Source organism: Bacillus atrophaeus, assembly GCF_039519175.1.
Taxonomy (GTDB): Bacteria; Bacillota; Bacilli; order Bacillales; family Bacillaceae; genus Bacillus; species Bacillus atrophaeus.
Genome location: NZ_CP154443.1, coordinates 793676 through 808452 on the forward strand (window position 1 = coordinate 793676; position 14777 = coordinate 808452).

Annotated in this window: 16 protein-coding genes; 12 read left to right on the forward strand and 4 right to left on the reverse strand. The window is 40.6% G+C overall.

What is annotated here, in order from left to right; translation table 11 throughout:
• Window positions 1-322: 322 nt before the first annotated feature.
• Complete coding sequence (locus AAHT65_RS04080) at window positions 323-1531, forward strand: ammonium transporter (RefSeq protein ID WP_088118135.1); 1209 nt, start codon at window positions 323-325, stop codon at window positions 1529-1531.
• A gap of 18 nt (window positions 1532-1549) precedes the next feature.
• Window positions 1550-1900 carry a P-II family nitrogen regulator gene (locus AAHT65_RS04085; RefSeq protein WP_003326598.1) on the forward strand — a complete coding sequence of 117 codons (351 nt, stop codon included), beginning with the start codon at window positions 1550-1552 and terminating at the stop codon, window positions 1898-1900.
• A 45-nt stretch (window positions 1901-1945) separates the two neighbouring features.
• Here the strand turns inward: AAHT65_RS04085 and ftsW are convergent, their stop codons facing one another.
• The gene (gene ftsW, locus AAHT65_RS04090) at window positions 1946-3100 is read right to left on the reverse strand and encodes a putative lipid II flippase FtsW (RefSeq protein ID WP_199679864.1); all 1155 of its coding nucleotides are present in this window, start codon (window positions 3098-3100) and stop codon (window positions 1946-1948) included.
• Window positions 3101-3292: 192 nt separating this feature from the next.
• Between ftsW and AAHT65_RS04095 the strand changes: the two genes are divergently transcribed.
• Window positions 3293-3874, forward strand: coding sequence for an undecaprenyl-diphosphatase (locus tag AAHT65_RS04095; protein WP_003326596.1), 582 nt, complete (start codon window positions 3293-3295; stop codon window positions 3872-3874).
• Window positions 3875-3913: 39 nt separating this feature from the next.
• Here AAHT65_RS04095 and AAHT65_RS04100 read toward each other — a convergent pair whose 3' ends face one another.
• Together AAHT65_RS04100 and AAHT65_RS04105 are read right to left on the reverse strand one after the other, a co-directional pair.
• A complete protein-coding gene (locus AAHT65_RS04100) occupies window positions 3914-4336 on the reverse strand; it encodes a VanZ family protein (RefSeq protein ID WP_003326595.1) in 423 nt (140 codons plus the stop codon).
• Between the two features lie 144 nt (window positions 4337-4480).
• Entirely contained in the window at window positions 4481-5386 is a 906-nt protein-coding gene (locus AAHT65_RS04105; protein ID WP_094232897.1) for a M23 family metallopeptidase, read from the reverse strand.
• A 145-nt stretch (window positions 5387-5531) separates the two neighbouring features.
• Here AAHT65_RS04105 and AAHT65_RS04110 point away from each other — a divergent pair, with 145 nt between their 5' ends.
• From AAHT65_RS04110 to pseI, 9 genes are all read left to right on the forward strand, one after another.
• Window positions 5532-6023: a GNAT family N-acetyltransferase gene (locus AAHT65_RS04110; protein ID WP_094233227.1), complete on the forward strand. Its 492-nt coding sequence runs from the start codon at window positions 5532-5534 to the stop codon at window positions 6021-6023.
• Entirely contained in the window at window positions 6020-6550 is a 531-nt protein-coding gene (locus tag AAHT65_RS04115) for a DUF5362 family protein (RefSeq protein ID WP_094232898.1), read from the forward strand. The genes AAHT65_RS04110 and AAHT65_RS04115 overlap by 4 nt, the downstream gene beginning before the upstream one ends.
• A 443-nt stretch (window positions 6551-6993) precedes the next feature.
• Complete coding sequence (locus tag AAHT65_RS04120) at window positions 6994-7998, forward strand: SDR family NAD(P)-dependent oxidoreductase (RefSeq protein ID WP_094232899.1); 1005 nt, start codon at window positions 6994-6996, stop codon at window positions 7996-7998.
• A 19-nt stretch (window positions 7999-8017) separates the two neighbouring features.
• Complete coding sequence (locus tag AAHT65_RS04125) at window positions 8018-8962, forward strand: dTDP-glucose 4,6-dehydratase (protein ID WP_063638133.1); 945 nt, start codon at window positions 8018-8020, stop codon at window positions 8960-8962.
• Window positions 8963-8976: 14 nt separating this feature from the next.
• Window positions 8977-10173, forward strand: a complete 1197-nt coding sequence (gene pseC / locus AAHT65_RS04130) for a UDP-4-amino-4,6-dideoxy-N-acetyl-beta-L-altrosamine transaminase (protein ID WP_094232900.1) — start codon at window positions 8977-8979, stop codon at window positions 10171-10173.
• Window positions 10174-10184: 11 nt separating this feature from the next.
• The gene (locus AAHT65_RS04135; RefSeq protein ID WP_088118142.1) at window positions 10185-10943 is read left to right on the forward strand and encodes a cytidylyltransferase domain-containing protein; all 759 of its coding nucleotides are present in this window, start codon (window positions 10185-10187) and stop codon (window positions 10941-10943) included.
• A 15-nt stretch (window positions 10944-10958) separates the two neighbouring features.
• Window positions 10959-12050, forward strand: a complete 1092-nt coding sequence (gene pseG / locus AAHT65_RS04140; protein ID WP_343311022.1) for a UDP-2,4-diacetamido-2,4,6-trideoxy-beta-L-altropyranose hydrolase — start codon at window positions 10959-10961, stop codon at window positions 12048-12050.
• Window positions 12051-12065: 15 nt separating this feature from the next.
• Complete coding sequence (gene pseH, locus AAHT65_RS04145; RefSeq protein ID WP_094232902.1) at window positions 12066-12656, forward strand: UDP-4-amino-4,6-dideoxy-N-acetyl-beta-L-altrosamine N-acetyltransferase; 591 nt, start codon at window positions 12066-12068, stop codon at window positions 12654-12656.
• A gap of 72 nt (window positions 12657-12728) precedes the next feature.
• Complete coding sequence (gene pseI / locus AAHT65_RS04150; RefSeq protein WP_088118144.1) at window positions 12729-13778, forward strand: pseudaminic acid synthase; 1050 nt, start codon at window positions 12729-12731, stop codon at window positions 13776-13778.
• Window positions 13779-14151: 373 nt separating this feature from the next.
• On the opposite strand, the gene AAHT65_RS04155 is transcribed toward pseI, so the two are convergent.
• Entirely contained in the window at window positions 14152-14598 is a 447-nt protein-coding gene (locus AAHT65_RS04155; RefSeq protein WP_003326583.1) for a DUF5392 family protein, read from the reverse strand.
• Between the last annotated feature and the right edge of the window lie 179 nt (window positions 14599-14777).

Sequence of the window (14777 nt, forward strand, 5' to 3'; positions counted from 1 at the left end):
CCTTACATTCCCCTCCCAAAGTGTACTATTCATATTAATACAATTAATACACTACAAGGAATTCTATATATTGTCAATCTTCAAAAAACAGTACCAACTTATGTAAAATACAACTCTTTTTTCTGAGAGCTGCAATCCACATCATTTTTTTATAGATATAAAGATGCACTTCTAAAAGCGCCTCTTTTCCATCCCCATCAGTCACTCATAACATTCACTCAAAAAACATGTTAGAAAACCTTACATGAAAATGTTTTATCATTCTTTTTTCTCTATAATGAAGAAATATAATAATTTTCTGAAAGATACGGAGGAATGAGACATGCAAATGGGCGATACAGTATTTATGTTCTTTTGTGCTTTACTCGTGTGGCTGATGACCCCGGGTTTAGCATTATTCTATGGAGGAATGGTAAAAAGCAAGAATGTGCTCAGCACAGCGATGCACAGTTTTTCTTCCCTTGCCATCGTCTCTATTGTTTGGGTGCTGTTCGGATATACACTTGCGTTTTCTCCAGGCAACTCACTCATCGGCGGTCTGGATTGGATTGGGTTAAAAGGAGTCGGATTTGAACCGGGGGATTATAGCGAAACAATTCCTCATTCATTATTTATGATGTTTCAAATGACATTTGCCGTCCTGACGACTGCGATTATTTCAGGAGGTTTCGCAGAACGGATGCGATTCGGCGCTTTCCTCGTATTCTCATTTTTGTGGGTGTCGCTTGTTTATACACCGGTTGCTCACTGGGTTTGGGGCGGAGGCTGGATCGGCCAGCTTGGCGCTCTTGACTTTGCCGGCGGAAATGTTGTGCATATTTCTTCCGGTGTAGCCGGTCTTGTTCTGGCCATTGTGCTGGGCAAACGGAAAGACGGCACTGTCTCTTCTCCGCATAATTTAATTTACACCTTTTTAGGCGGCGCACTGATCTGGTTCGGCTGGTTCGGCTTTAATGTCGGCAGTGCGCTGACCCTTGACAGCGTAGCAATGTTCGCTTTTATTAATACAAACACAGCAGCGGCGGCTGGAATCTTCGGCTGGATTTTAGTTGAGTGGATTCTTAATAAAAAACCGACCATGCTCGGCGCGGTATCCGGAGCAATTGCAGGACTTGTCGCCATCACGCCTGCAGCCGGCTTTGTAACACCTTTCGTTTCCATTCTTATCGGATTTATTGGCGGAGCGGTTTGTTTCTGGGGGATATATTCACTTAAACAGAGATTCGGATACGACGATGCGCTTGACGCCTTCGGGTTACACGGAATCGGCGGAACATGGGGCGGCATCGCAACGGGATTATTCGCGACAACCTCAGTCAATTCAGCGGGAGCGGACGGTCTGTTTTACGGTGATCCGAGCTTGCTTTGGAAGCAGATTGTAGCGATAGCGGCAACCTATGTATTTGTATTTATTGTCACTTTCGTTATTATAAAAGTTGTAGGTCTCTTCCTTCCCCTTCGCGCAAGTGAAGAAGAAGAGTCACTTGGACTTGATTTAACGATGCATGGGGAAAAAGCATATCAAGACTAATTTGTGAGGAGTGACAGTATGAGCGGTCAAATGTTCAAAGTGGAAATTGTAACGCGTCCGGCAAATTTTGAGAAGCTGAAGCAGGAGCTGGGGAAAATCGGTGTAACGTCCCTGACATTCTCCAACGTGCACGGCTGCGGCCTCCAAAAAGCGCACACGGAGCTTTATCGCGGAGTCAAGATCGAAAGCAATGTATATGAGCGTTTGAAGGTCGAAATTGTGGTCAGCAAGGTTCCGGTTGATCAAGTGACTGAGACCGCTAAAAAGGTTCTGAAAACAGGAGAACCGGGTGACGGGAAAATCTTTGTCTATGAAATCAGTAATACAATCAACATCCGCACCGGTGAAGAAGGGCCCTCCGCTTTGTAAAAGTTATTGATAAAACACAATTCCAATATTACAAAAGAGACCTGTCTAAAAGGTCTCTTTTTTATGGCGGCCCGCGAAAGCTGCTTTTCCATTAAATTGATGTTTCGGAATAAATCCGCTGATATTCACTAAGACTCCGCATAGGAACAAGTTCATCATAAGAGATGAACCGCCATAGCTGATAAACGGCAAAGGAACACCTGTAACAGGCAAAAGCCCGCTCATCGCCCCTAGATTTAAGACGGCTTGAAACATCAATTGAAAAGTGATGCCGACAGCAAGCAGTTTGCCAAACAGGTCTGGCGTGCGGACAGCAGTCCTTACGCCCAGCAGCATAAATGAAAAGTATAAACCAAGGACAATCAGCACTCCGAGTATCCCCAGCTCTTCCGAAATAACGGCCATGATAAAATCAGTTTGGGCCTCGGGAAGATAATTCATTTTTTCAACACTGTTTCCAAGGCCTTTTCCAAAAAAGCCTCCGGATGAAATAGCATAGTAAGATTGAATAAGCTGATATCCGTCACCGTTTGCGTCATTGAACGGATTTGTAAAGGAAACCAGACGCTTCAGCCGGTACGAGGCGGAAAACGCGAGGTACCCGACGGCAGAAAAAGCCGTCAACCCAAGCAGGAGCAAGTGCCGCTTTTTCAGCCCCGCGCAAAGCAAAATAGCTCCGCAGGCGGCTAACATTAAAGAGGCCGTTCCTAAATCCGGCTCTAGTAAAGTCAGTAAAAAAACAGCGCCTAAAATGAGAAGCGGCGGCAGTACTCCTTTAAAAAACTGATGGATATAAGGCTGCTTTCTTGTATAAATGGCAGCAAAGTAAATGATCATCGCAATCTTGCACAATTCAGACGGCTGAACGACTAATGGGCCGACGCCGATCCACCTGCGTGAAAAATTGCGCTCGACTCCTATTCCCGGAATGAAAACGAGCACTAATAAGAACAAAGAACCAGCAACAAGAATCGGCGCCAGCCGTTCATATTTTTTATAGGGCGTGCAGGCTGCGATGACAAATATACATAAGCCGAGCACGATTGACGTTCTTTGCTTATGAAAAAAATAAGCCGAGTCTCCAAATTTTTGAGCCCCGATGACATCACTTGCGCTATACACCATAACAAGGCCAAATCCGCACAATAGCAAGATAACAAATATCAGCAGCAGATTGGTTTTTTTAAAATGCCCCAGCAACTGACAAAACTCCTTATGTATTGATTCATTCAAAAAAGATCCTTCAGATATTTTTCCCCCGCTACATTTGACGTATTGTAAGACAGACTCGTTTCAATATCTATACTTTTTTATTATAATTTTAGTTCCCAATTGAGTCTTTCGGGAAAAAGCTTTACACTGTTGATATAAATAATGATAAAAGGTGATTATTTGAATTACGAAATTTTTAAGTCCATCCATGGTTTATCCCATCATAGCGCTGTTCTCGATTCCATTATGGTCTTCATAACGGAATACGCTATTATTGCTTACGCGCTTATTTTATTGGCGGTCTGGCTCTTCGGGAACACAAAAGGAAGAAAAAACGTTCTGTACGCAGGGTTTACGGGAATTGCGGCTCTGATCGTCAATTATCTGATTACCCTTGTCTATTTTGAACCGCGTCCTTTCGTTGCACACACGGTTCACACTTTGATTCCGCACGCTGCGGACGCTTCTTTCCCAAGTGACCATACGACGGGTGCTTTGGCCATATCTATCGCGATGCTTTTCAGAAGCAAAAAGCTTGGCTGGCCGCTGGTCATCTTCGGGCTGTTAACCGGATTCTCAAGAATTTGGGTTGGCCATCATTACCCGGTGGATGTTCTGGGCAGTCTTGTCGTCTCGATCGTCATCGGATTCCTTCTGTTTAGATTCTCGGACATCCTTCGGCCGCTTGTCGATTTGATTGTACGGATCTATGAAGCTTTGATCAATAAGGTCACAGGAAAACCTACTGACCAAAATTTTTAGAGAAAAAAAGCCGGCGTCTGGCATCCAGACAGCCGGCTTTTAATATTTTTCATACACTTCATGTTTCCTCCGCCTAGCGAACACCAACAGCAGCCAAAAGAGGGCAATCCCGATGCTGTCAATCAGAACATCCCGAATGCAGCCATTTCTGCTGAAGAAAAGCTGGACGATTTCCGTAAAGAAAGCAAAAGCCAGTGAACCGGCGGCGGCCGTTTTTACACTGCCCCACTGTTTCATCAGCAAATAAGTCAGAACAAAGAAGGAAAACGCGTGACCCAGCTTTTGGATTGCAGCTTCAGGATCGGCTAATTCCGTAATATCAAAGGCCAGAAAGTCTGATGGATCGGGATTCGGACGAAAGCGAAATGCCACTGTTTGTGAAACAACCATGTCATGGAAGCTTTCTGTACAAGTAGAGATCAAGATAAAAATAGTCCATCCTGCGAGAATGAAAGCGTTCATTCCATCGTCCTCCCTTTTTCGGCATCTTCACATTCTTCCAGTATAAAAGGGAAAATGCGTATTTGATATACATAGACGAAGGAAAAGAGAGAAAAGTAACATAAAAAAGAAAAACGCCTATCGGAATTGATAGGCGCTGCTTCTTTAAGACTGTTCAGTGTTTTCTGTCGTGCTGCTTTCTTTTGAACCTGATTTGTCTGATGAGCCATCCGATTTATCACCGGATTTTTCAGTTGAATCATCCGTTTGTTCGCCGGATTTTTCTTCCGTCTTTTCTTCCGTCGAAGAATCATTCTTTTTTTCTGAAGACTGCTGAATGGATTCTTCTGTTTCTTCAGTGACTGCGTTTTCTTCTTCTGCCGCTTTTTCAATAGAAGAAACCGGCTTGTCCATGAAGTTTAACGGGTTCATTGCCACACCGTCTTTACGGATTTCAAAATGAACATGGTTTCCGCTTTTTTCACTGTACAGGTTTTCACCAGATTTTCCGATGACTTGATTTTGTTTAACCTTGTCACCTTGCTCAACGCCTACTTCAGAAAGAGATTGATATACCGTTGATAATCCGTCTGCATGTTCAATTTCAACCACATGTCCCAAGACCGGATCTTTTGCAGCTTTCACAACCGTACCGCTCAGAGAAGCGGAAACGTCAAATGCTTTTCCGTCTTTCTCAGCTAAGTCAATTCCTTTGCTTAGTCTGTACGTGTTATTATAGTTAACGAGTGCTGCTTCTTTCTCTTCTTTTGCGGCATCAGCTTCATAGAACTTTTTCACAACAGATACATTTTCAGAATCAACAACCGGCATTGCGACATTTTCCATTGGCTTGCCTACTTCAACTGCGTCGTCCTTGTTGTTGTCATATGCGGAATTTCCGCCGTTATCAGCCAGATTATCCTTCACATCATTTGAAACGGATTGATACCAAAGGACAGCTGTTAAAATGACGGCCGCACTGACTAAGTAAATTGCAGGGAACACCCAGCGTTTACGAAAGAACTGCTGAAGTTTTTTGACTTGAGAAGTTTTCTTTTCTTCCTCTCTCATTGTTTCATCACCTCAGCAACATTCTGAACACTTTTCTGAAAATATATACACGATGAAAAAACTTTTTTAGAAGTAGTTTGCGCAAGCGAATTTAAAAATATGTATACATCATTGAAAATTTGAGGGGGTTTCAACGAAGATGACTATGACATTGCGCCGTGCGGCAAAAAAAGATTTAGACGCTGTGGTAGCGATTTATAACTCGACTGTCGCCTCACGTATGGTGACCGCAGATACTGAACCGGTTACGCCGGAAGACCGGATGGAGTGGTTTTTAGCCCATACTGAAAAGCGGCCGCTGTATGTTGCCCAGGATGAGAACGGGACGATATCAGCCTGGATAAGCTTTGAAACATTCTACGGCCGGCCGGCCTATAATAAGACAGCCGAGATCAGCATATACATTCATGAAGGTTTCCGCGGAAAAGGGGCCGGGTCTTATTTGCTTCAAGAAGCCCTCCGCCTCGCACGGGAACTTGACATCCGGTCTCTTATGGCTTTTATCTTCGCCCATAATCAACCGAGCATCAAATTGTTCGAGAAGTTCGGATTCGAAGAGTGGGGATTGTTTCCCGGAATTGCCGAGATGGATGGAAAACGATATGATTTAAAAATTTTAGGGAGAGAGCTATCATGATTGATATTGATAAAGATGATAACCATATTGAGGATCAAAACAGCACAATTGTTGAAGATAACAGTGTCACTGAACAGGAGAGCGATAAGATAGAGGGTGAGAGCCGTCAGCTGAGCCCCGCTGCTGTCAAGTCACTTTCGGACATTGCGAAGTGGGGCAAGATCACGGGGATTTTACTGATTGTTATGGGCGCATTGTCCGCCTTATCAGCACTGATTACAATTATAGGCGCTATTCCGGGCGTATTGCTCATTATTTCAGGTGTATTTTTAATGCGTTCGGCAAAAGCAGCACAAGATGCAGGCAGCACCCTTAGCGGCAGCGCGGGCGAAAGTATGCTTGAGAATTACGGAAAATTCATCAAAATGCAATTATTTTACGCCGCTTCCAGTATCGCCGCAGGCATTATAGGGATCATTTTATTCATTTTCTTTATGGTGTTTGTCGGTATCGCCGCTTTTGAGAACTTGGATACTTATGAAGATCCGGATTCCTATTATTATGAAGATGAGCCGGTGTTTGAATAAAGGTGTGGATCTGACCTAAAAAGATAGACACGAATAGCAGAGGCATGAGTTCGGTATTGAACCGGATTCATGCCTTTTTATTATGTTCTCCTCAAATTCTCTGCGTTATCGTCATTCATCCAGGCACGCTCTTCCGTGTGACATATTTTGTATAGCATCCCTATCTTACATGTTAAAAACAATCGGGACATTTGCCATTGCCATCTCTCCATTTAAATCATAAGAGACAGACTGTTATATGATTTCTATGATGAAGCAGCTATTCCTCCCCGCCCCACAGATGTCCTGTTACAACACTGCCTTTCATTTCTATTTTTTTATGGTTTTAAAAAATAATAGTTGAATCCGATTAGGCTAGAGCAAACACAGAGTTTTGTAACAAGCATATACTTCAATAACCGACATTTTTTCATCCATTTAAGAAAAAGGAAGTGGATATACTAGTGTTTTTCAAAGATAAAAAAATACTCATAATTGGCGGAACAGGTACGATTGGAAAAAGCCTTCTAAAACAAATTCTTAAGGATCAGCCAAAGGTTGTTCGTATATTTAGCAGAGATGAATATAAACAATTTATGTTAGAAAATGAAATCGGTCCCAGAAAGGATATTAGATTTTTAATAGGAGATGTGCGAGATTATGACCGGGTGTTAAATGCAATGGACAGCATTGACTACGTCTTCCATACTGCTGCCATGAAGCATGTTCCAGCTTGCGAATATAATCCCTATGAAGCGGTCCTTACCAATATTATAGGAACCAATAATGTCATTAAAGCGGCAGTTGCCCAAAACGTGAAAAAAGTAGTGTTTACAAGTTCAGATAAAGCAATATCACCAACTAATGCATATGGAGCAACAAAACTAACAGCTGAAAGATTAATTTCCGCAGCAGAATACAGTAAGGGAAAGGCTGCGACGGTTTTTTCTTGTGTTCGGTTTGGAAATGTAATTGGTTCAAGGGGTTCCGTGGTTCCCTTGTTTATAGAACAAATCTTAACGCAAAAAAAGGTGACTGTTACGGATTTAAAGATGAATCGCTTTATGATGACACTGGATCAGGCGACGTCATTATTAATTAGCGCACTAAAGGAATCTCAGGGCGGCGAAATCTTCATATTAAAAATGCCGGTCATATCACTGCATGACTTAGTGTCAGTCGTCGTTGAAGAAACATGTAAAAAACACAATATGAATATTGATGAAATAGAAATACAAGAAATCGGGCTGCGGCCCGGAGAAAAAATGTATGAAGAGCTTATGACTTATGACGAATCCACAATGGCTTTGGAGCTGCCTGACATGTTTGTTATACCTTCAAGTTATGGGGAAAAAAATCATTATACCCAGGCGAAAAAAGCAACTGAAGGGACTTATAGTTCAAATGATCAAAAGCAGATTTCAAAAGAAGAGGTCTTTACATTATTAAAATCGCAAACATTAATTTAATCCGGGAAGGAAGATGTTCATGAATGTTCTCGTCACTGGAGGAGCAGGTTTTATCGGCAGATGGGTTGTGAAAAAATTATTAGAAGACCGTCATCAAGTATGGGTACTGGATGATTTATCGAATGGGCGTTTAGAAAATATAGAAGAGCTGAAGAACGACCCAGGTTTTATCGAATTTATCAATGGGGATATAAAGGATGTAAAAACATTAGAAGATCTTTTCTTGAAAAAATTTGATATTTGCTATCATTTGGGTGCAAGCATAAACGTACAAGATAGCATCGACGACCCGAAAACCACATTTGAAAATGACACAATTGGCACTTTTAACATTTTAGAATTATGTAAAAAGCATAATGTGAAAGTTGTTTTTATGAGTACCTGTATGGTATATGACCGGGCTGCATTTGCTGAAGGTATTAAAGAAACAGATCCTATTAAACCCGCTTCTCCTTATGCAGGATCAAAAATCGCGGCTGAAAATATGGTGCTCTCCTATTATCACGCATATGGTCTTCCTGCGGTGGTTATACGTCCGTTTAATACGTATGGGCCTTACCAAAAAACAGGCGGTGAAGGCGGAGTAATCGCTATTTTCATAAAAAACAAATTGGACGGTAAAAAGCTGCATATATATGGTGATGGAACACAAACTCGTGATCTTCTATATGTAGAGGATTGTGCTCATTTTGTTGTGCAGGCTGGTTATTCACAAAAAGCAAACGGTGAAATTATAAATGCAGGCCTTGGAAGAGATATATCTATTAATGATTTAGCAGAATTAATTGCAGGCGATAAACAAAAAATTCACCATGTAGAGCATATACATCCTCAAAGTGAAATTCCAAAATTGTTATGCAACTACGAAAAAGCAAAGAAAATTCTTAATTGGAGCCCGCAGGTCAGTTTGGAGGAAGGAATAAGAAAAACAGAAGAATGGATTAAGAGTACGAATCTCATTTAATAGGAGAATTTAAAATGACCAGTGAGAATAAATTAGCAATTACAGGCGGTAAGCCTGTCAGAGATTCTTATCTTCCATACGGCAGACAATGGTTAGATGAAGATGATATCCAATCAGTAGTTGATGTTTTACGGGGAGACTATTTGACAACGGGACCAACAATCGGCTTATTCGAAGAAAAAGTCGCAGACTATGTTGGCAGCCGCTATGGTGTTGCATTTTCCAACGGAACAGCTGCTTTGCATGCGGCCTGCTTTGCTGCGGGAATTTCACAGGGAGACGAAGTCATTACGACACCCCTCACATTTGCGGCAAGTGCCAATTGCATTCTGTACATGGGAGCCAAACCGGTTTTCGCAGATATTAACCCGCTAACATACAATATTGACCCTGATTCAATTGAAAAGCTAATCACTCCAAAAACAAAGGCCATTATACCGGTAGATTTTACAGGACAGCCGGTGAATCATGACCAGATTCAAAAAATTGCAAAAGCCAATAACTTAGTCGTTATTGAAGATGCTGCCCATGCATTAGGCGCTTCGTATAAAGGGGAAACAATCGGTTCAATCAGTGATATGACGATGTTTAGTTTCCACCCTGTTAAACATATTACAACCGGCGAGGGCGGAATGATAACAACTAATAATAGAGAATATTATGAGAAGCTGCTCCAATTCCGCAGTCACGGAATTACCCGTGATCCTAAAAAGCTAAGCCAAAACCATGGATCGTGGTACTATGAAATGCACTTTCTTGGATTCAATTATCGGATGACAGATATCCAAGCTTCATTAGGCATCAGCCAATTGCAAAAATTAGATGATTTTATTGAAAAACGGAGATATCTTGCCAGGACCTATAACGAAAAATTAAAAGCGATCTCCCACATTCATCTCCCAATTCAAGATGCAGCCTCAACTTCAAGCTGGCATCTTTACGTTATTGACTTAAAGCTTGATTCGCTTAAAGGAAATCGCGATGATATTTTCAACGCTATGCAAAAAGAAAATATAGGTGTTAACGTTCACTATATACCTGTTTATTTACACCCCTATTATCAACGTTTAGGTTACCAAGAGGGCTTATGTCCAAATGCCGAAAAGCTGTATAAAGGAATGATCACCTTGCCTCTGTTTCAATCAATGAACGAAAAAGATGCAGACGATGTTATAAAAGCATTAAAAAAAGTAGTGAATTATTATTCGTAGGAGGTGGTTAGTTGAAGGTAACGGCTATTATCCAAGCAAGGATGGGCTCCAGCAGATTGCCGGGCAAAGTGTTGAAAAAAGTGTTGAATAGACCTTTGCTGGAATATCAAATTGAAAGAATCAAAAGGGCAGCACTTATTGATGATATTGTGATCGCCACGACAACAAATGCGATAGATAAGCCCATTGTTGAGTTAAGTAAGAGATTGTCTCTTACTTATTATTGCGGGTCAGAAAACGATGTTTTATCAAGGTATTACGAAGCAGCAAAAATAAGCAACGCGGAAACTGTAGTCCGATTAACCTCTGACTGCCCTATTATTGATTATCGCGTGATTGATAAGGTAATAAAATGTTACCTGGATTCAAACGGCCAATATGATTATGTGTCTAACACCTTACAAAGAACATATCCCCGCGGAATGGATATAGAGGTTTTTTCAGCTTCTTCGTTAGAGAAAGCTTATCTCGAGTCTAGTCTTGACTACGAACGGGAACACGTAACACCCTTTATTTACCTAAACCCCGATCGATTCAACTTAGCTAATATCACCTATACAGAAAATCAGAAACAGCATAGATGGACCGTAGATACACCCGAGGATTTTTTATTAATCAGTAAAATTATTGAAAAACTTTACCCAGCTAAACCTGACTTTAGCTTAGAGGATACCTTATCATTATTGAACACGTTTCCGGAATGGTCATTACTCAATGCCCGAATAGAACAAAAAGAAATCATGAATGAAACCGACAATAAATCCAAGTGATAATGAGGTGCTGTGATGAACATTCTTTTCAGAACAGATGCTTCAATTGAAATAGGAACAGGTCATGTCATGAGGTGCCTCACGCTTGCTGATGCGCTGCGTAAAAGGGGAGCAAATATTATATTTGTTTGCCGAAACTTACAAGGTAATCTAGCTGAGGTAATCCGCGACAAGCAGTTTGATCTCATTATGCTGCCAGAACCTAAAAAGAATGTTTTCATTCCTAAAGCAACCCCGCATTCTGATTGGCTTGGTGTTCCTTGGTATGCGGACACATCTGAAACCATTCGTGCGATGAAAGACATGAACAAGGACATCTCCCTCCTTATCATTGATCACTACGCAATTGATATCAATTGGGAGATGAAAGTGAAAAAATACGTGAAAAAAATGATGGTAATTGATGACCTGGCTGATCGTTTACATGATTGTGATATTTTATTGGATCAGAATCTTTATCATGATTATAAAGACCGCTATGTCAATTTAGTCCCCCAAAGCTGCAAACAATTTTTAGGACCGGAATACGTCTTATTGCGAGACGAGTTTTATTCATTTCATCCCAGTCACAAAAACTGCGATGGAAGTGTAAAAAAGATTCTTGTCTTTTTTGGAGGCAGTGATCCCACTAATGAAACGAAAAAGGTGATTAAAGCCTTTCAGCAGCTCCCTCCCCAGGATATTGAGCTAGATATCGTGATTGGAAATACCAATACTCATAAGAAGGAAATTGAATCCATCTGTAAAAAACATACCTTTTGCAGCTTTCACTGCCAAGTGAATCATATTGCAGAATTAATGTACAATGCTGACCTGGCAATAGGTGCGGGCGGAACGACTACTTGGGAGCGCTGCTATCTCGGCCTTCCAGCCATCGTAATCACCGTCGCTGAAAATCAAGAATCGATTGTTCAAACGCTTGATCAATTAGGCGCGATTAAATATCTGGGACCTAAGGAATCAGTCAATGAATCAGATATCGTCTCAGCTATTCAAGAAATAATGAATAACCCCTTGTCATTACAACAAATGTCAAGAAAAGCCCGAATGCTGTTAGAAGGAAATATTGATCATCGCCAAAATCTCTTATTAGAAATTTTAAAGTGAGGAAGGAATAAATCTGTGTTCAAATATTCACTTAGAACATTAAAAGAAAAAGACTTAGATACAGTTCTCCGTTGGCGTAACGATGATAGAATCAGAAAATCAATGTATCATGACCAAATGATTAATGAAAAACAGCATCATCAATGGTTCAAGAAAATAAATTCATCCAAAACAGAACATTATTTTATATTTACAATTGATCATAAAGATACTGGCTTTGTAAGTTTTAAAGATGTTGACGATAAAAATAACCACTGCTATTGGGGTTTTTATATTGGAGAGGCCGAGAGTCCAAAAGGCTCTGGCTCTGTCATGGGGTTTTTAGCGTTAGAATGGGCGTTTCAACAGTTGGAGGTTGAGAAAGTATACGGAGAAGTACTTTTAAATAACGAAAAAAGCTTATCATTTCACCAAACATTTGGTTTTTGTAAAGAAGGCCATTTTCGACACCATATATTAAGAAATCATAAATATCTTGATGTGATCAGATATGGTCTCTTAAAAGAAGAATGGATTGCAGAAAAGCCGAAAGTGATCAAGAAATTGGCTGAAAGAGGAATAGATATCAACGACATTGATACAGATTTTAATGACCTTAGAATCTGAACAATCATTTCATATAGATGAATCGCATTTGTTTTACGGCCGGTATTACTGTGAATAGAAGGGAGTGCAAATATGAACGAAATCAATATAGATGGAAGAAGTATTGGCCCGCACCATCCCCCATTTATTATTGCTGAAATGTCCGGGAACCATAATCAATCGTTAGAACGTGCTTTTAAGATTATAGAAGCAGCTGCCAAAGCAGGTGCACATGCATTGAAAATACAAACATATACCGCTGACACGATGACGTTAAATATGAATACGAAAGATTTTACAATTGAGGATAACAATAGTCTGTGGTCTGGCAGTACGCTCTATACATTATATCAGCAGGCGTACACCCCATGGGAATGGCATAAACCCATTTTCGATAAATGCCGGGAGCTTGGAATGATTCCTTTGAGTACGCCCTTTGATGAATCAGCTGTCGACTTTTTGGAAGACTTGGGTGTGCCTATATATAAAATAGCCTCATTTGAAAATACTGATATCCCTCTTATCAAAAAGGTCGCTGCTACAGGTAAACCCATTATCATTTCCACTGGAATGGCTACAGTAGCAGAAATTGATGAAACAATAAGGGCTGCCAAGGAAGCAGGCTGTAAAGAATTAATACTTCTAAAATGCACAAGCACCTACCCGGCATCACCGGAAAACACCAATATTTCTACGATCCCTCATATGAAAGAATTATTTAATTGCCAAGTTGGCTTATCAGACCACACAATGGGAACAGGGGTTGCTGTCGCCAGTGTCGCCTTAGGCGCAACTGTGATTGAGAAACATTTCACTTTATCAAGAGCTGATGGCGGTGTAGATTCTGCCTTTTCACTGGAACCACATGAATTGAAAGAACTTGTCATTGAAACTGAAAGGGCGTGGCAAGCGTTAGGACAGATCACTTATGGACCAACTGACAAAGAAAAAGCTTCTCTTAAATTTCGCCGCTCTATTTATGTAAAAAAAGATATAAAAGCCGGGGAGATTTTCACAAAAGAAAATATTAAGGTAGTACGACCTGGTTATGGTTTGGAACCAAAGTACTTTGATTTAATTATCGGCAGAACAGCAAAGAAACATATTTCAGCAGGAACACCGCTGGGATGGGATTCTATATAGTCTATATATCGCTTTTTCTGTTATCATCACCAACTGTTCTAGAGCGGCACTCTAATCTCTAACTTAAATCGAATAAGCCGCATATTGCGAGTTGGAGAAAGTTCACTGACACCTTTACTTCTCCAGTACCTTCAAGTTTAAATACAAATATCAACAGCTTACTGTGCATGAGTTCGGAATGGACCCGACTCATGCCTTTTCATTTTGCTCAAGTTCTCTAAAATATCCAATTTCCTTCGTATGACACTCTATCGAATAAATGAGTCGGTCTCTTTTCACTTTAAAAAACCTCTCATTTCGTTTCTAAAGATTATATGATCATAAAAAAACTGCACCCTAATATGTTCAACAAATCGGGTTGCAGTTCAGTTGTTCAGCTCTTTTCATACAACATTTTCTTGCGTCTGTCTTCCTCTGTCAAAAACTCAACAAAACTTTTCATTGCAAATGGTTCTTCCTTGATTTGGCGTGTATATGTGTTTTTGCGTTCTTCTGAAAGGATATTGCTCTTTTTGATTCTGTTCAGCATATAAATATGGATAGTTTTTTGGATTTGTTTATGCTGGTAGCCTGCTTCTTTAAAAAACGCCAAGCCTAGCGCAGCCAATAGCGCAAAGATGCCTGCGCTGATTAGAGACTTCCGGTCTGCTGAAGCATGAAAAAGGAAAGCAGCCAAATTAAAGAGAGAGAATGCGGCAAGCGGAAAAGCAAGAAAACGGTAGATGACGGTTTTCTTCATTAAAGGCTGTACAGCCTTTTGAATTTTTTGCATTTCTGTTTTGATGAACCCCGGCATTTGTTCAATTCTTTGAAAGTTCATGTAATTCTCCCCCTTTATTTTGTCTTGCGTGACTTCACGAACGTTATCATATGTGTTTATTTTAACCCAGGTGCAAACTGGTTTTAAAGAAATCTGCCCGTACTTTCGATGAGAAATCTGGGTCATCGCTCTTTATTCTTTTAAAATGTCAGTGTTATAATTTGTAATGAGAATCAGAT